This is a genomic window from Streptomyces sennicomposti (genome assembly GCF_019890635.1).
Classification (GTDB): Bacteria; Actinomycetota; Actinomycetes; order Streptomycetales; family Streptomycetaceae; genus Streptomyces; species Streptomyces sennicomposti.
In genome coordinates, this window is sequence record NZ_JAIOAB010000001.1 from 155,217 (window position 1) to 172,119 (window position 16,903).

Genomic DNA, 16,903 nt, shown 5'->3' on the forward strand with positions numbered 1-16,903 from the left:
ACGCCGGGATTTCCGACGGGCAGCCGGGTTCCATGGGAAATTTTTGGACAAGCAAAATACCTCGGGCGGCCGGAAACGCCGAAAGCCCCGGCTCGGGGCCGGGGCTTCGTGGACCTTCGGTGGTCTTCCGCGCGCTTCCGCGCGCTTCCGCGCTCTTCGGCGGTCGTGGACCGATGGTCAGACGTTCACACCGTGCCGGCGCAGGTAGGCGACCGGGTCGACGTCGGAGCCGTAGTCCGGGGTGGTGCGGGCCTCGAAGTGGAGGTGCGGCCCGGTGACGTTGCCGGTCGCGCCGGACACGCCGATCTGCTGCCCCGCGACGACCTGCTGGCCCACCGTGACGCCGATGGACGACAGGTGGCCGTACTGCGTGTACATGCCGTCGGCCATCCGGATCACGATCTGGTTGCCGTACGCCCCGCCCCAGCCGGTCTCCACGACGGTGCCGACGCCGACCGCGTGCACGGTGGTGCCGCTCGCGGCGTGGAAGTCGACGCCGGTGTGGGAGCCGGAGGACCACAGGGAGCCGCCGGTCTTGTAGCCGGTGGAGACGTAGGAGCCGGAGATCGGCGGCACGAAGGTGTTCAGGCGCTTGCGCTCGGCCTCGCGGGCGGCGCGCTCCTTGGCCTCGCGCTCCTTCTTCGCCAGCGCGGCGGCCTTCTCGCGTGCGGCCTGCTCGGCCAGCTTCTGCTCCGCGGCGTGCTGCTGGGCGGCGGCCTGGGCGTCGATCCTGGCGGCGACGGTGTCACCGATGGTGATGACCGGGGTGAGGCCGGTGTCCTCGGGGGCCGGGGTCTCGGCGGCGAGCGCCGGAGCGGCGGCCAGGGTGCCGAGGACGCCGGTGGTGGTGAGGGCCGCGACGCCCGCCGCTCGGGCGGTGGTGCGGTGCATCCGGCTGGGCCGGCGGTGCTTCCCGGTGGCGCGCGTGAACGCCATGCAGACGTGGGTCCTTTCCTTCCCTCTCGCCTACCGGGTTAGCTGACGGGTTCGGAGCAGGAAGGTCTCCTACGGACCCCCTCGCTGGCGCGCGGGCGTCCGATTCACCCCAGGGACTGCGTGGGTCCCCGGCTCCCCTGGCTCGCGCCGTACGGGGACTCGGCGATGACTGTCCGGTGCCGCGGGTGCGGCGCACTGCCCGACGAACAGCCGGACCGACGCTAGACGGGGCCGCTTTCAATTCCCAAACGGATCCGGTGTTTTGTAGCGCAGGCCACAGGTCAGACGGGCAGCCTCTCCCGCAATTCGGACATGACGGGGCCCTGGTGACGCTTCGGTCACCAGGGCCCCACGCGCACGCGTGCGCCGCTGCCGCCCCGCGCGGGCGGCGGATGCCGCTACTCCGCGGCGACGACGGTGACCTGACCGATGCCCAGGGCCTCGACCGGCTCCTTGATCTGCGCCGCGTCGCCGACGAGGACGGTCACCAGGCGGTCCACCGGGAAGGCGTTGACGACGGCCGCGGTGGCCTCCACGGTGCCGGTGGCGGCGAGCTGCTGATAGAGCGTCGCCTGGTAGTCGTCGGGCAGGTGCTGCTCCACCTGGTCGGCCAGGGTGCTCGCCACGGCCGCCGCCGTCTCGTACTTGAGCGGCGCCACGCCGACGAGGTTCTGCACGGCGACGTCCCGCTCGGCGTCGGTGAGACCGCCCGCGGCGAGCTTGCGCAGCACCGTGAACAGGTCGTCCAGGGCCGGGCCGGTGTTCGGCGTGTCGACCGAGCCGCTGATGGCGAGCATCGCGGCGCCCGAGCCGTCGGGGGCCGAGCGCAGCACCTGGCCGAAGGCCCGCACGCCGTAGGTGTAGCCCTTCTCCTCGCGCAGGACGCGGTCCAGGCGGGAGGTGAGGGTGCCGCCGAGGCAGTAGGTGCCGAGCACCTGCGCGGGCCACACCCGGTCGTGCCGGTCGGGGCCGACGCGGCCGATGAGCAGCTGCGTCTGGACGGCGCCGGGCCGGTCCACGATGACGACGCGGCCGGTGTCGTCGGCGGTGACCGGCGGCACGGGACGCGGCTTGGCCGGCGAGCCGGTCCAGGCGCCGAGGGTCTCGCCGAGCAGTTCGTCCAGGTCGATGCCGGTGAGGTCGCCGACGACCACGGCGGTGGCCGTGGCGGGCCGTACGTGGCGGTCGTAGAAGGCGCGGACGGCCGCCGCGTCGATGGCGCGGACGGTGTCCTCGGTGCCCTGGCGCGGGCGCGAGATGCGCGCGTCGGCCGGGAACAGCTCCTTGGAGAGTTCCTTGGCGGCGCGGCGGGAGGGGTTGGCCAGCTCGTGCGGGATCTCGTCGAGCCGGTTGCCCACCAGCCGCTCCACCTCGGAGTCGGCGAACGCGGGCGCCCTGAGGGCGTCGGCGAGCAGCCCGAGGCCCTTGGCCAGGCGGGAGGCGGGCACCTCCAGGCTGAGCCGGACGCCGGGGTGGTCGGCGTGCGCGTCGAGGGTGGCGCCGGCGCGCTCCAGCTCGGCGGCGAACTCCTCGGCGGAGTGCTTGTCGGTGCCCTCGGAGAAGGCTCGCGCCATGATCGTGGCGACGCCGTCCAGGCCTTTCGGCTCGGCGTCCAGGGGCGCGTCGAGCAGCACCTCGACGGCGACGACCTGCTGGCCGGGGCGGTGGCAGCGCAGCACGGTGAGCCCGTTGTCGAGGGCGCCGCGCTCGGGCGCCGGGAACGCCCACGGCCTGGCCTCGCCGGGCTGCGGCTGGGGGTGGAAGTCCATGGTGGCCAGTTCGGTCACTTCGCCGTCTCCTCGGTGTCGTCGGTGGCCGCGGCGTCCGCGTCCTGGGCGTCGGCCGCTGCGGCGGGCGTCGGCTCGTAGACGAGCACCGCGCGGTTGTCGGGGCGCAGGCGGGCCTTGGCGACCTCCTGGACCTCCTCGGGGGTCACCTCCAGGACGCGCTGGACGGCGGTCAGGGCGAGCTGCGGGTCGCCGAACAGGACGGCGAACCGGCACAGTTCGTCGGCGCGGCCGGCGACGGTGCCGAGCCGGTCCAGCCACTCGCGCTCCAGCTGCGCCTGCGCGCGCTCCATCTCCTCGGCGGTCGGGCCCTCCTCGGCGAACCGGGCCAGCTCCTCGTCGATGGCGGCCTCGATGACCGGCACCTCCACGTCGCCGGAGGCCTTGACGTCCAGCCAGCCGAGGGAGGGCGCGCCGGCCAGCCGCAGCAGGCCGAAGCCGGCCGCGACGGCGGTGCGGTCGCGGCGCACCAGGCGGTTGTAGAGGCGGGAGGACTCGCCGCCGCCGAGGACGGTGAGGGCGAGGTCGGCCGCGTCGCACGCGCGCGTGCCGTCCTCCGGCAGCCGGTAGGCGGCCATCAGGGCGCGGGCCGGGACCTCCTCCTCGACGACCTCGCGCAACTGCTCGCCGAGGACGTCGGGCAGGGAGCCGTCGCGCGGCTCGGGCTTGCCGTCGTGGGCCGGGATGGAGCCGAAGTACTTCTCGATCCAGGCGAGCGTCTGCTGCGGGTCGATGTCGCCGACGACCGACAGGACGGCGTTGTTGGGCGCGTAGTAGGTGCGGAAGAACGCGCGGGCGTCCTCCAGGGTGGCCGCGTCCAGGTCCGCCATCGACCCGATGGGCGTGTGGTGGTACGGGTGCCCCTCCGGGTAGGCGAGGGCGGTCAGCTTCTCGAAGGCGGTGCCGTAGGGGACGTTGTCGTAGCGCTGGCGGCGCTCGTTCTTGACGACGTCGCGCTGGTTCTCCATGGACTCCTCGTCCAGGGCGGCCAGCAGGGAGCCCATGCGGTCGGCCTCCAGCCAGAGGGCGAGTTCCAGCTGGTGGGCGGGCATGGTCTCGAAGTAGTTGGTGCGCTCGAAGCTGGTGGTGCCGTTGAGCGAGCCGCCGGCGCCCTGCACCAGTTCGAAGTGGCCGTTGCCCTTGACCTGGGCGGAGCCCTGGAACATCAGGTGCTCGAAGAGGTGAGCCAGACCGGTGCGTCCCTTGACCTCGTGGCGGGAGCCGACGTCGTACCAGAGGCACACCGCCGCGACCGGGGTCAGGTGGTCCTCGGAGAGCACCACGCGAAGGCCGTTGGCCAGGCGGTGCTCGGTCGCTGTCAGGCCGCCGGAGCCTGCCTCGGCTGTGGCCGTGTGACCCATGGGCATGTACGTCCCTTCGATCGCGATGGCGGTCTGGAAACCGCCCTTTTCCTGCCGGTCCTGCCACTGTATGCAAGCGCGCGCACCCCTGGCGAAGTTCCCGGACGTCGTACGCCGAGAGCGAGAACGAAAGAGGGACGGCGACCCGCCGCGCGGGGAGCCCCGGGGCGCGGCGAGGGCGCGTGCGGCGCACGGGAGCGCCCACGGCGCGTGGTGGGGCGTGAGGGGTGCGGGGCGGCGCGCGGGGGGGTGCGGCGGGGGCGCGTCAGGGTGTCTGCGCGGGCCCGCGCAGGGGGTGTTGGACGGGTCCGCGGGCGGTGCGTCCGGCGGCCAAGGGGCGGGGCCCGGTCCGCGTTGTCAGTCGGGCGGTCCACAATGGTCCGCGTCAGATCCCGTCACACGCTTCAGCAAGGAGCCGGCAGCGATGGCCCGCCGCAGCACGAAGACCCCGCCGCCCGACGAGCCGTACGAGGAGAAGATCCTCGACATCGACGTCGTCGACGAGATGCAGGGCTCCTTCCTCGAGTACGCGTACTCGGTCATCTACTCGCGCGCCCTGCCGGACGCGCGGGACGGCCTGAAGCCGGTGCACCGCCGCATCGTGTACCAGATGAACGAGATGGGGCTGCGCCCCGAGCGGGGCTACGTGAAGTGCGCCCGCGTCGTCGGCGAGGTCATGGGCAAGCTCCACCCGCACGGCGACGCGTCGATCTACGACGCGCTGGTGCGGCTGGCGCAGTCCTTCTCGATGCGCGTCCCCCTGGTCGACGGCCACGGCAACTTCGGCTCCCTGGGCAACGACGACCCGCCGGCCGCCATGCGGTACACCGAGTGCCGCATGGCCGAGGCGACCAGCCTGATGACCGAGTCGATCGACGAGGACACGGTCGACTTCGCGCCGAACTACGACGGCCAGGAGCAGGAGCCGGTGGCGCTGCCCGCCGCCTTCCCGAACCTGCTGGTCAACGGCGCGTCGGGCATCGCCGTCGGCATGGCCACGAACATGCCGCCGCACAATCTCGGCGAGGTGATCGCGGCCGCCCGGCACCTGATCCGCTACCCGAACGCCGACCTGGACGCGCTGATGAAGCACGTGCCGGGCCCCGACCTGCCCACCGGCGGCCGGATCGTCGGCCTCTCCGGCATCCGGGACGCCTACGAGAGCGGCCGCGGCACGTTCAAGATCCGCGCCACGGTGACGGTGGAGACCGTGACGGCCCGCCGCAAGGGCCTGGTCGTCACCGAGCTGCCCTTCGCGGTCGGCCCCGAGAAGGTGATCGCCAAGATCAAGGACCTGGTCGGCTCGAAGAAGATCCAGGGCATCGCGGACGTCAAGGACCTCACCGACCGCGAGCACGGGCTGCGCCTGGTCATCGAGATCAAGAACGGTTTCGTGCCCGAGGCGGTCCTGGAGCAGCTCTACAAGCTGACGCCGATGGAGGAGTCCTTCGGCATCAACAACGTCGCCCTGGTCGACGGCCAGCCCCTCACGCTGGGTCTGAAGGAGCTGCTGGAGGTCTACCTCGACCACCGCTTCGAGGTCGTGCGGCGGCGCAGCGAGTACCGCCGCGGCAGGCGCCGCGACCGGCTGCACCTGGTCGAGGGCCTGCTCACGGCGCTGGTGGACATCGACGAGGTCATCCGGCTGATCCGGTCCAGCGAGAACTCCGCGCAGGCCAAGCAGCGGCTGATGGAGCGGTTCTCGCTGAGCGAGGTCCAGACGCAGTACATCCTCGACACCCCGCTGCGCCGGCTGACGAAGTACGACCGGATCGAGCTGGAGGCGGAGAAGGAGAAGCTCACCGCGGAGATCGAGGAGCTGACCCGGATCCTGGATTCGGACGCGGAGCTGCGCAAGCTGGTCTCCACGGAACTGGCCGCCGTCGCCAAGAAGTTCGGCACCCCCCGGCGCACGCTGCTGCTGGAGGCCGGCGCCGTGCCGGTCGCCGCGGTGCCGCTGCAGGTGGCGGACGACCCGTGCCGGGTCCTGCTGTCCTCGACGGGCCTGCTGGCCCGCACGCCGAACGACGAGCCGCTCCCCCAGGACGCGGACGGCAAGCGGGTCAAGCACGACGTGATCGTCTCGTCGGTGCCGGCCACCGCGCGCGGCGAGGTGGGCGTGGTGACCTCCGCCGGCCGCCTGCTGAGGGTGAACGTCGTCGACCTGCCCCAGCTGCCCGAGACGGCGACCGCGCCGAACCTCTCCGGCGGCGCGCCGATCACCGAGTTCGTCTCCCTCGGGGACGACGAGACGGTGATCTGCCTGACCACGCTGGACGAGTCCTCGCCGGGGCTCGCCCTCGGCACCGAGCAGGGCGTCGTGAAGCGGGTGGTGCCCGACTATCCGGCGAACAAGGACGAGCTGGAGGTCATCACCCTCAGGGAGGGCGACCGGATCGTCGGCGCGGTGGAGCTGCGCACCGGCGAGGAGGACCTGGTCTTCGTCACGGACGACGCCCAGCTGCTGCGCTACCAGGCCTCCCAGGTCCGGCCGCAGGGCCGCCCGGCCGGCGGTGTGGCGGGCATCAAGCTCGCCGACGGCGCCAAGGTCATCTCGTTCACGGCGGTGGACCCGGCCGCGGACGCGGTGGTGTTCACGGTCGCGGGCTCGCGCGGCACGCTCGACGACTCGGTGCAGACGACGGCGAAGGTCACCCCCTTCGACCAGTACCCGCGCAAGGGCCGGGCCACCGGCGGCGTGCGCTGCCAGCGGTTCCTGAAGGGCGAGGACTGCCTGTCCTTCGCGTGGGCGGGCCCGGTCCCGGCCCGGGCGGCCCAGAAGAACGGCGCCCCGGCCGAACTCCCGGACATCGACCCGCGCCGCGACGGTTCGGGCGTGTCGCTGGCCAAGACGGTGGCGGCGGTGGCGGGCCCGGCCTGATCCGACCGGGAGGCCTCCGGGCCTCCCGGCCTAGGGTGCCCGGCCGGGGAGTCGGGCGCCTTGGGGGGTGAGACCTGCGGGCCTCGGGTGCCCTGCGGAGGGTTGGGGGCCTCGAAAGTCGGGGCCTGCAGGCCTCGGGTGCCCGGCGGAGGGCCGGGGGCCCTTGAAGGTCGAGGCCTCCCGGCCTCGGGTGCCCGGCGGGGGCGGGTGTCTCGACGGCTGGGGTCTCCCGGGCGGGCGTCCCGGCGGTTGGGCCTCCGGGGTGCCGTGTCTAGAGGTCCGGCTCTTCCGGGTCGGGGGTGTCGAAGTCCAGATCCTCCGGGTCGAGGGCGGCCGAGCCGGGTTCCCGCGGGTCGGAGGCGTCGAGGCCGGGAGCACCGGAGGCCTGGCGGGCTTCCGGTCCGTCCGGCTCGTCCGGCTCGTCCGGCTCGTCCGGCTCGTCCGGCTCGTCCGGCTGCGGCACGTAGCGCAGGACGCCCCACATGGCGTGTTCGTCGGCGGTGTGCGGGCCGTCCGCCCCGCACGCCTGGAGTTCCTTGTCCAGGGCCGGCACGTCGACGCCCGCGCCGATGAGCACGAGCTGGGTGCGGCGCGGCTCGCCGGCCGGCCACGGCTCGGGATAGAAGCGCAGGAAGCGGCCGACGGCGTGCACCGCGTAACGGTTGCGGGCGTCGTGGGCACCGAAGTCGACGTACCCCTTGACGCGGTACAGACCCTCGGGCCGGCTGTCGAGGAAGCGCATCAGCCGGCGCGGATCGAGCGGCGTGTCGCAGGAGAAGGAGAGCGTGTCGTAGCCGGTGTGCAGATGGCCGCCGTGGCCGTCGGCCGCCTCGTCCTCCTCGTGCGTGTGCAGGTCGTCGAAGGAGAGCTGCCCGACGCGCTCCTCGCTCGGCCGGCAGTCGAACAGGAACTCGGGGTCGATGCGGCCGTAGGAGGCCGGGACGACGGCGGCCCGGTCCACCAGAGACCGTACGAGCCCGAGCACCCGCTCTCCCCCGTCGGCGCGGTCGGCCTTGTTGACGACGACGAGGTCGGCGAGCGCGAGGTGCCGGTCGATCTCCGGATGCCTGGCGCGCGTGGCGTCGAACTCGGCCGCGTCCACGACCTCGACCAGTCCGCCGTAGACGACCCGGGGGTTCTCGCTGGCGAGGACCATGCGGACGAGTTCCTGGGGCTCGGCGAGCCCGCTGGCCTCGATCACGACGACGTCGACGCCGGCGGCGGGCCGGGTGAGCCGGTCCAGGTAGAGATCGAGTTCCCCGGCGTCGACCGCGCAGCACAGGCATCCGTTGCCGAGGGAGACGGTGGAGTCGCCGAGCGCCCCGGCCACCGCCATGGCGTCGATCTCGATGGCGCCGAAGTCGTTGACGAGGGCGCCGATCCGGCTGCCGCCGCTGTGGTGCAGGAGGTGGTTGAGGAGCGTGGTCTTCCCGGAACCGAGGAATCCGGCCAGGACGACGACCGGGATCTGCCGCACCGTGGGACCCGGGCCCGCCTCCGGGTTCGACTGCTGCACCGCGCTACCTCTCTCACGCCGACGCGTGCACCGGCTCACGGCCGCGTGCACGTACGAGACTGAATGCCGCCCCAGGATACGAGCCGCGCGAATCATGCCGAAGTGAACGATTGTTAGCAGCGTCCACCGGGCAGACGTTGGGCATGGCGCCGGAGCGTGCGACCCTCGCTTCCCTCCGTGCGCCGCCTCTCCGCCTCCCCGCCGACCAGAGCCGCTCGGCAGTCTGGGAGACGGCAAGCGCCGCCCACCGCTCGCCGGTTCCCGTCACCCGGCCCAGACCCCGACGACCGGCGGACGGCCGCCTGATACGGGGGTTGACATGGCCACACAGAAAAAGGGCACGGGGAGGTTCGGTTCCGCCGCGACCGGTCTGCTGCTCGCCACCGCCGCACTCACACTGGCCGCGCGCCAACGCCGCCTGGAGGCCGAGCGGCTGGCGGCACGGCGGCTGGAACTGGAGGAACTCTCCTCCCGGCGCACCGCCCTCCGGCACCAGCAGCGCATGCACTGGGAACTGCTGGCCAGGGCGATCGACGATCCCTCCCTCGCCGCGGTGATCAACACCTACGACGCGGGCATCCCCGTGGAGAAGCGCCGCCAGTTCCTCTACGCCAACGCCTGGTACGTGAACCTCTACCACCTCTACCGGGCGGGGCTGCTGGACGAGCGGGAGCTGTTCGGACGGCTGCGCGAAATCTTCCAGAACCCGGTGATGCGGGAGTACTGGGAGGCCTCGAAGGAACAGCGCGCCACCCTCGAACACGCGTCGGACGAGGCGCGGATCGGGCGGATGGTCGACGGTCTCATCAGGGATCTGGACGAGGCGGACACGGACGAGTGGTGGGTGGTGGGCACGCCGCCTCCCGCGGCTTCCTGACGACTTCACCCGTGTCCTCCCGGCGGTTCCGCCGGGGCGCGGGGGCTCCGCCGGGGAGGCAGGGGCTTCGCCGGGGGCGCGGGGGCTTCGCCGGGGGCGTGGGGGCTCCGGCCGTCGTCTGTCCGCGCGGGGGTCCGGCTTTCCTCGGTCTCGGCGTCATGGGCCGCCCCGTCGTCCGTCTGTCCGCGCGGCGGGGTCCGGCGGGGCGCGGAATCCCCGTTCGGTACGCCGCCGCTCGGGTGACTTTTGCGCCATGCGGCCACATCGGCCCCGCGGTCCCCAGTAGCGTGTTCTGGCCACAACTGTGCCCAGAACGTGTAAGGACCGGTAACCCTTGAAAATCGTGCGCCGCATCGGTGTGCCGCCGAGCGCCCGTGGCAGTACCTCGGGAGCCAACTGCCCCGATCTCTTCGAGCTGAGCGACGGCAACTTCGCCGTGATCGGCACCGAGGCCACCGAGGCGCTGGAGCGTGAGCTGCCCGCCGACGCCTCCCGCGCGGACTACGAGCGCATCGTCGTCGTCAGCCGGGAGACCCTGATTCGCGCCAAGGCGGACATCCCCGACGCCTGACCCTCCCGCCCCTCCCGGACGAGCACGCGTCCACCCCCGACCCGTCCCGTCGCACGTCCCGGCCGTACGCCACCGCCCCGCGCGCCGGTTCCGTCCACCCGGCGAGCAGTCCGGCACCCCGCTCTGCTCGACGCCCCGCCGATGAGGCCTGGCGCCAGAACGGCACCAGGCCGCACGCCCGTCGTCCTGTCTGCCGGTCCGTCCGGCTCAGGCCGCCGCCGGCAGTTCCGCCGGCGCCTGCGGCCCCACATACCGCGCCGCCGGGCGGATGATCTTCGAGTCCTCCGCCTGTTCGAGGATGTTCGCGCTCCAGCCCACCACGCGGGCCGCCGCGAAGGTCGGGGTGAACATCTCGCGGGGCAGCCCGCACAGTTCCATGACGACCCCGGCGTAGAACTCGACGTTCGTGTGGAGTTCGCGGCCGGGCTTCAGCTCGGCCAGGATCGCCTCCACGCGTCGTTCGACCTCGACGGCGAACTCGACCCGCGGGCCGCCGAAGCGCTGTGCGGTCTCGCGCAGCATCCGGGAGCGGGGGTCCTCGGTGCGGTAGACCGCGTGACCGAAGCCCATGATGCGCTCACCGGCCAGTACGCGCTCCCGGATCCAGGCGTCGATGCGGTCGGGCGTGCCGATGGCATCCAGGGTGTCCAGCGCGCGGCTGGGCGCGCCCCCGTGCAGGGGCCCCGACAGCGCGCCGACCGCGCCCACCAGACAGGCCGCCACGTCAGCGCCCGTCGACGCGATGACCCGCGCGGTGAAGGTCGACGCGTTGAATCCATGGTCGATGGTGGAGATCAAGTACTGCTCGACCGCCCTGACCCGCTCAGCGTCCGGTTCCTCGCCGGTCAGCATGTAGAGGTAGTTGGCCGCGTACGAGAGGTCCTCGCGCGGCTCGACCGGCGCCAGTCCCCGGCCGAGCCGGTACAGCGCGGTCAGCAGGGTGGGGACGGCCGCGCACGCCACCAGCGTGTCCTGGAGCCGCCGGCCGGCGTCGATGTCGTACACAGGGCGGAAGTCCCGCGCCGCACCGAGCAGGGAGAGCGCGGTGCGCAGACCGGCGAGCGGACCGGAGCGGGCGCTCGCCGCCGCCACGCCGGGCAGCGCCGCACGGACCTCGTCGGGCAGCCGGCGCAGCGCGGCGGTACGGGCCGCGAAGGCGGCGGCGCGGTCGGCGTCCGGCAGTTCTCCGTGGACGAGCAGGTGCCAGACGTCCTCGAACCCGCGGCTGTGGGCGAGGTCGACGGCGGAGTACTGGCGGTAGTGGTAAAAGCCCTCGCGTCCGCGGACATCACCGATTCGGGTGTCTGTCACCACGACTCCGGCGAGCCCTCGTGGCGCCTCGACGAGAGTGGACGCGGCTCTGTTGCTGGTCATGATTCCTCCCTGTACTTGATTTGACTGTCCATGCTTGAATATCGGCCTGTCAATATTGATTAAATCAATGCTCTATCTGTATGTCAGGACGGATACGGTGGCCTGCATGCGTGATCAAGTACCTCCCACCGGCCCCGCCGAGCGGCGGCTGAGCACCAAGGAGACCGCCGAACTCCTCGGCGTGAAGCCGGAGACCGTGTACGCGTACGTGAGCCGCGGCCAGCTCGGCAGCCGCCGCGAACCCGGCGGCCGGGGCAGCACCTTCGACGCCGCGGAGGTCGAGGCGCTCGCCCGCCGCAACCGCCGCGAGAGCAGCGCCCCCGCGGGCTCCGGCGCGGAACTGTCGGTACGCACCCGCCTCACGCTCATCGAGGGCGACCGGTACTACTTCCGCGGCGTCGACGCGACGGAACTGGCCGCCCGGCACAGCTTCGAGGAGGTCGCCGAGTGGCTCTGGACCGGACGCCTGCGCCCCGGCGCAGCCTTCACCGCGCCCGAGGAATCCGTCGCCGTGGCCCGCCGGGCCGTCGAGGCGCTGCCCGAGCACGCGAGCCCCACCGACCGGCTGCGGGTCGCCGTGATCGCCGCCGCCGCGGCGGACCCCCTGCGGTTCGACCTGTCCGAGGACGCCGTGCTCGGCACCGCGCGGGTCCTCATCCCGACGCTCGTCGACGCGCTGCCGCCGGCCCCGCTCGGCCGCCGCGAGCGCCGGGGACCGCTCGCCCACCGCCTGTGGGCGCGGCTGACCGGCCACCCCGCCGACGACGCCTCCCTGCGCGTCCTGGACACCGCGCTGGCCCTGCTCGTCGACCACGACCTGGCCGCCTCGACCCTCGCCGTGCGGGTGGCCGCCTCGGCCCGCGCCCACGCGTACGCCGCCGTCTCCGCCGGACTGGGAGTCATCGAGGGCCCCCTGCACGGCGCGGCCGGCGGGCTCGCCCACCGGCTGATCCTCGAAGTGCTGGACCGCGGGGCGGCGGGCCCGGTCATCGCCGACGAACTGCGCGAGGGCCGCCGCATCCCCGGCCTCGGCCACCGCCTCTACACCGGCGAGGACCCACGCGCGCGTGCCCTCTTCGCCCTGCTCGAAGGCCTCCCGCACGCCGCGCCCGCCCTGGCCGCGGCCCGGGACATCGAGGCCACCGCCGCCCGCAGCACTCCGCTGCACGCCAACGTCGACCTGGCCCTCGCCGTGTTCACCGCCTCCAGCGGCATGCCGTCCACGGCGAGCGAGACCGTCTTCGCCGTCGCCCGCACGGCCGGCTGGATCGCCCACGCCCTGGAGGAGTACGGGGAGCGCCCGCTGCGCATGCGCCCGAGCGGCCGGTACGTCGGACAGCGGCCCCCGCAGCCCCTGCCGGAGTAGCCCGCCGGGCGGCCGGAACTCACCGAGCGCCGAGACAGGTTAGGCTTACCTCTGTGAGTACGTGCGCGACCGCCTCGCTCCAGCTCGACGAGCCGGTGTCCGCCACCGCGCCCACGGCGACGACATGGCTGCTCCTGGAGCAGCCCGGGCCGTGGGGCGCCAAGGCGCTCACTTCAAGCCACCTCGATCCGGCCCTGGGACGCGCCCTGGAACGGGCCGCCCAGGGCACCGGGGTCAGGATCGCTCTGATCCGCCGCCCCGGCCGGCACGCCGACTGCCACGCCCCGGCCGCACGGCACGTCTACGCGGCCCACACCGTCCCCGGCGGCACCTGGGTGCACGGCGCCCTGACCACCGAGCCGGACCGCCTGCTGGACCTCGACTTCACCGCGCTCGGCAAGGGCGACCACCGCACCTTCGACGCGGCCCTCGGCGGCCGGCCGTACACCGGCGACCCGCTCGCCCTCGTCTGCACCAACGGCAGGCGGGACCGGTGCTGCGCCCTGCTCGGCCGGCCGCTCGCGGCGGAACTGGCCGCCTCCGGGGTGCGCGGCACCTGGGAGTCCACCCACCTCGGCGGCCACCGCTTCTCGCCGACGCTGCTGCTCCTGCCGTACGGATACGCGTACGGCAGGGCCGAGGCGCACCTGGTCAAGGAAGCCCTCCAGGGCGTCCGGGAGGGCCGCGTGGTCCTCGACGGCTGCCGGGGCCGCACCGCCTGGCCGCGGCCCGCACAGGCCGCCGAGCTGGCCGTGCGCGAGGCGGCCGACGAGTACGGCGCCGACGCGCTGACCGTGGCGCGCACCGACGCCCTGGACACCGGCGGCGGCGCACCCCGCTGGGAGGTGACCGTCGGCCACGCCGACGGCCGCCGGTGGCACGTCGTCGTCGCCCAGGGCGCCGCGGAGCCGCCCCGCCCGGAGAGCTGCGGCGCGGCGGTGCTCGGCGGCCCGGCCCGCATGGACGTGGTGTCCGTCCGGGAACCGGCACTGGCACGGCACAGCGGCTGAAAGCCGAGGTCGCCGCGGTACGGGCCGCGGCCGCCGGAAGGCACGCGCGTGGTGGTCCCGAGGCCGCTGCCAGGCGGCCGAGGCGGACGGCGCTCCGGCCTGCGGCGCACCGCGCGGCGGCTCGTACGGGCCGGATCGGAGCGGGTCGGATCGGAGCGGGTCGGATCAAGCCGGGTCGGATCAGGCCGGGCGGGACCGGAGCGCGCCGGACCGGGCCGGGCCGGGGAGCGCGCGCTAAGATCCGCGCCGCACCCCTGTGGGCGGCCCCCGCGCACACGTACCGTCGTCGCCATGAGCCCCACCGCCCCAGCCCGCCGTCGGCGTCTCGGCCTGCCCCGGCGGGCGTTCTCGCAGGTGCTGCTGATGCAGCTGACGGTCGCCGCGGGAGTCGCCGTCCTCGCGACCGGGCTGTTCCTGGCCCCGCTCAGCCATCAGCTGGACGACCAGGCGATGCGCCGCGCGCTGGCCATCGCGGAGACCACCTCGCAGGACCCGCAGATCGCCCGGGACCTGCTGAGCACCGCCCCGAGCGTGAGCGGCCCCGTGCAGCGGGAGGCGGAGCGGATCCGGCTGGCCACGAACGCCGAGTACGTCGTCGTGATGGACATGCGCGGGACCCGCTGGTCCCACACCGACCCGCGGCAGATCGGCAACCGCGTCTCGACGGACCCCAGCGCCGCCCTGAACGGCCACGAGGTCATGCAGATCGACACCGGCACCCTGGGCCGCTCCGCCCGCGGCAAGGTGCCGCTGTACGCCCCGGGCGGCCACCGGATCATCGGCGCGGTCTCGGTCGGCATCGCCTACGACAGCGTCCGGGGCAGGCTGGTCGACGCGATCCCGGGTCTGCTGGCGTACGCGGGCGGCGCGCTGGCGGTGGGCGCGCTGGCCGCCTGGCTGATCTCCCGACGCGTCCAGCGCCAGACGCGGGACCTGGCCTTCTCGGACATCGCCGCCCTGCTCGCCGAGCGGGAGGCGATGCTGCACGGCATCCGGGAGGGCGTCGTCGCCCTGGACCGCGGCGGTCGCGTCCGGCTGCTCAACGACGAGGCCCGGCGGCTGCTCGGCATCGGCGACGAGGCCATCGGCCGCACCCCGGACGAGGCGCTCGGCCGGGGCCGTACGACCGATGTGCTGGCCGGCCGGGTGACGGGCACCGATCTGCTCACCGTGCGCGGCCGGCGGGTCCTGGTGGCCAACCGCATGCCCACCGACGACGGCGGCGCCGTCGCCACCCTGCGCGACCGCACCGAGCTGGAGCAGCTGGGCCGGGAGCTGGACTCCACGCACGGTCTCATCGACGCGCTGCGCGCGCAGGACCACGAGCACGCCAACCGCCTGCACACCCTCCTCGGGCTGCTGGAGCTGGAGATGTACGACGACGCGGTGGAGTTCGTCGGCGAGGTGGTCGGCGATCACCGGGCCACGTCGGAGCAGGTGACGGAGAAGATCCGGGACCCGCTGCTCGCCGCGCTGCTGGTCGGCAAGGCGACCGTCGCGGCCGAGCGCGGGGTCGCCCTGTGGGTGTCGGACCGGACCTGGCTGCCGGACGGGCTGGTCGATCCGCGGGGCCTGGTGACGGTGGTCGGCAACCTGGTGGACAACGCGCTCGACGCCGTGGCGGCGACCCCGCACGCGCGCGTGGAGGTCGAACTGCGGGCCGAGGGGCGGACCGTCGTCCTCAGGGTGCGCGACACGGGCCCGGGGATACCCGCCGACCGGCGCGACCTGATCTTCACGGAAGGGTGGTCCACCAAGGAGCCCCCGGCGCACGGCAAGCGCGGTCTCGGTCTGTCCCTGGTGCGCCGGCTCGCCGAGCGGCAGGGCGGCGGCGTGAGCGTGGGCGACGCGCATGGTGGCGGCGCGGAGTTCACCGTTGTCCTGCCCGAGGCGCTCGCCGAACCGGGCTTGCGGCCGGCGCCGACGCGCCACGCCGGGGCGGACTCGGTGGCGCGGGCCGCCGTCGTGGAGACGGCGGGCGAGGAGGCGCGGTGAGCGCGGTGCGGGCGGGAACGCGGCACGGGCCGCCCTGGACACCGTTCGGTGTGGGCGGCCCGCGCCTGGGACACGGCTCATGGGGCGGGGGCAGAGACCGTGTCCCCTGATGCATACGGATCCGGCCGGTGATCTTCTCGACTCGGGCCGGACGCCGTCCGGTCGTCGCGTCAGCCGGTGGCCTTCTCCACGAACTCGGTGGTGTAGGTCTTGCTCAGGTCGACGTCGGCGTTCTTGATGGTGGGGTTGAACGCCTTGAGGACCTTCTCGACGGTCTCGGGACCGTTCTTCGGCATCACACCGTCCTCGGTGAACATCGGCAATGTGCTCTTGATGGCCGCCGCGTACAGGAACTTGTTGCCCTGGGAGTAGTCGGCGGGCATCTTGTCGGCGATCTCGGTCGCGCTGTGGGTGGACATCCACTTGAGCGTCTTGACGAACGCGTTGGCCAGCTTCTGGACGGTGTCCTTGTGGCTGTTGACCCAGTCCGTACGCATGTAAAGACTTGACGAGGGATACGGGCCGCCAAGGGCCTCCAGCGATCCCTGCGGGGTCCGCATGTCGATGAGGACCTGCCCGGCCTTCTTGTCCAGGATGGTCGCGACGGTCGGGTCGGTCGTCATGCCGCCGTCGATGGAACCCTGCTGCAGCGCGGAGATGAACGTCGGCCCGGCGCCGACGGCGACCGGCGTGAACTCGCTGACGTTCACGCCGTTCTTGACCGCGAGGTACTTGGTGAGGAAGTCGGTCGAGGAGCCGAGGCCGGTGACGCCGAGCTTCTTGCCCTTGAAGTCCTTGGGCGAAGTGATCTCGTCCGCCGCCTTGTTGGAGACGACCTCCACCTCTCCGGGCGCTTGCGAGAACTGCACCACGGACTCGATGTCCTTGCCCTTGACCTGGAGATCGAGGGTGTGGTCGTAGAAGCCGACGGCGCCCTGCACCTGCCCGGAGACGAGCGCGGTCTCGGCCTGGACGCCTGCGGGTTCGCTCAGCAGCTCGACGTTCAGGCCCTCCGCGGAGAAGTAGCCGAGGCGCTGGGTGAGCATGGCGGGCAGGTAGATGACCTTGTCCAGGCCCCCGACCATGATCTTGACGTGTTCGCCCTTGCCGCCGCCACCGCTGCCGGAGTCGGCGCCGGTGCCGGCCGCGTCGTTGGCGCAGGCGGTCAGGGAGGACAGGGCGAGCAGGCCGGCGGCGGTGGTCGCCGCGAATCTGGCGGGCTTGCGCAT

General features: G+C 73.3%; 12 protein-coding genes and 1 riboswitch. Of the genes, 6 read left to right on the forward strand and 6 right to left on the reverse strand.

What is annotated here, in order from left to right; all coding sequences use genetic code 11:
* Positions 1–177: 177 nt before the first annotated feature.
* The 3 genes from K7787_RS00590 to K7787_RS00600 form a co-directional block, all read right to left on the reverse strand.
* Positions 178–936 carry a M23 family metallopeptidase gene (locus K7787_RS00590; RefSeq protein WP_009191093.1) on the reverse strand — a complete coding sequence of 253 codons (759 nt, stop codon included), beginning with the start codon at positions 934–936 and terminating at the stop codon, positions 178–180.
* A 12-nt stretch (positions 937–948) separates the two neighbouring features.
* Positions 949–1,111: riboswitch (cyclic di-AMP (ydaO/yuaA leader) on the reverse strand.
* Between the two features lie 223 nt (positions 1,112–1,334).
* Positions 1,335–2,723, reverse strand: coding sequence for a M16 family metallopeptidase (locus K7787_RS00595; protein ID WP_009191092.1), 1,389 nt, complete (start codon positions 2,721–2,723; stop codon positions 1,335–1,337).
* Positions 2,720–4,090, reverse strand: a complete 1,371-nt coding sequence (locus K7787_RS00600; protein WP_009191091.1) for a M16 family metallopeptidase — start codon at positions 4,088–4,090, stop codon at positions 2,720–2,722. Before K7787_RS00600 ends, K7787_RS00595 begins: the two co-directional genes overlap by 4 nt.
* Before the next feature lie 418 nt (positions 4,091–4,508).
* Here K7787_RS00600 and K7787_RS00605 point away from each other — a divergent pair, with 418 nt between their 5' ends.
* A complete protein-coding gene (locus tag K7787_RS00605) occupies positions 4,509–6,965 on the forward strand; it encodes a DNA gyrase/topoisomerase IV subunit A (protein ID WP_223000078.1) in 2,457 nt (818 codons plus the stop codon).
* A gap of 271 nt (positions 6,966–7,236) precedes the next feature.
* Here the strand turns inward: K7787_RS00605 and K7787_RS00610 are convergent, their stop codons facing one another.
* Positions 7,237–8,481, reverse strand: a complete 1,245-nt coding sequence (locus K7787_RS00610) for a CobW family GTP-binding protein (RefSeq protein WP_223000079.1) — start codon at positions 8,479–8,481, stop codon at positions 7,237–7,239.
* A gap of 319 nt (positions 8,482–8,800) precedes the next feature.
* Here K7787_RS00610 and K7787_RS00615 point away from each other — a divergent pair, with 319 nt between their 5' ends.
* The gene (locus tag K7787_RS00615) at positions 8,801–9,358 is read left to right on the forward strand and encodes a DUF6082 family protein (RefSeq protein WP_223000080.1); all 558 of its coding nucleotides are present in this window, start codon (positions 8,801–8,803) and stop codon (positions 9,356–9,358) included.
* Positions 9,359–9,692: 334 nt separating this feature from the next.
* Positions 9,693–9,929: a hypothetical protein gene (locus K7787_RS00620; RefSeq protein WP_009191087.1), complete on the forward strand. Its 237-nt coding sequence runs from the start codon at positions 9,693–9,695 to the stop codon at positions 9,927–9,929.
* A 207-nt stretch (positions 9,930–10,136) separates the two neighbouring features.
* Here the strand turns inward: K7787_RS00620 and K7787_RS00625 are convergent, their stop codons facing one another.
* Positions 10,137–11,303: a citrate synthase/methylcitrate synthase gene (locus K7787_RS00625; RefSeq protein ID WP_223000081.1), complete on the reverse strand. Its 1,167-nt coding sequence runs from the start codon at positions 11,301–11,303 to the stop codon at positions 10,137–10,139.
* 106 nt (positions 11,304–11,409) lie between these two features.
* Here K7787_RS00625 and K7787_RS00630 point away from each other — a divergent pair, with 106 nt between their 5' ends.
* The 3 genes from K7787_RS00630 to K7787_RS00640 all read left to right on the forward strand — a co-directional run bounded on the left by K7787_RS00630 (position 11,410) and on the right by K7787_RS00640 (position 15,674).
* Positions 11,410–12,669, forward strand: coding sequence for a citrate synthase (locus tag K7787_RS00630; RefSeq protein ID WP_009191085.1), 1,260 nt, complete (start codon positions 11,410–11,412; stop codon positions 12,667–12,669).
* A 53-nt stretch (positions 12,670–12,722) separates the two neighbouring features.
* Positions 12,723–13,679 carry a ferredoxin family protein gene (locus K7787_RS00635; RefSeq protein WP_223000082.1) on the forward strand — a complete coding sequence of 319 codons (957 nt, stop codon included), beginning with the start codon at positions 12,723–12,725 and terminating at the stop codon, positions 13,677–13,679.
* A 291-nt stretch (positions 13,680–13,970) separates the two neighbouring features.
* Entirely contained in the window at positions 13,971–15,674 is a 1,704-nt protein-coding gene (locus tag K7787_RS00640; protein ID WP_223000083.1) for an ATP-binding protein, read from the forward strand.
* Between the two features lie 170 nt (positions 15,675–15,844).
* Here the strand turns inward: K7787_RS00640 and K7787_RS00645 are convergent, their stop codons facing one another.
* The gene (locus tag K7787_RS00645) at positions 15,845–16,903 is read right to left on the reverse strand and encodes an ABC transporter substrate-binding protein (protein WP_223000084.1); all 1,059 of its coding nucleotides are present in this window, start codon (positions 16,901–16,903) and stop codon (positions 15,845–15,847) included.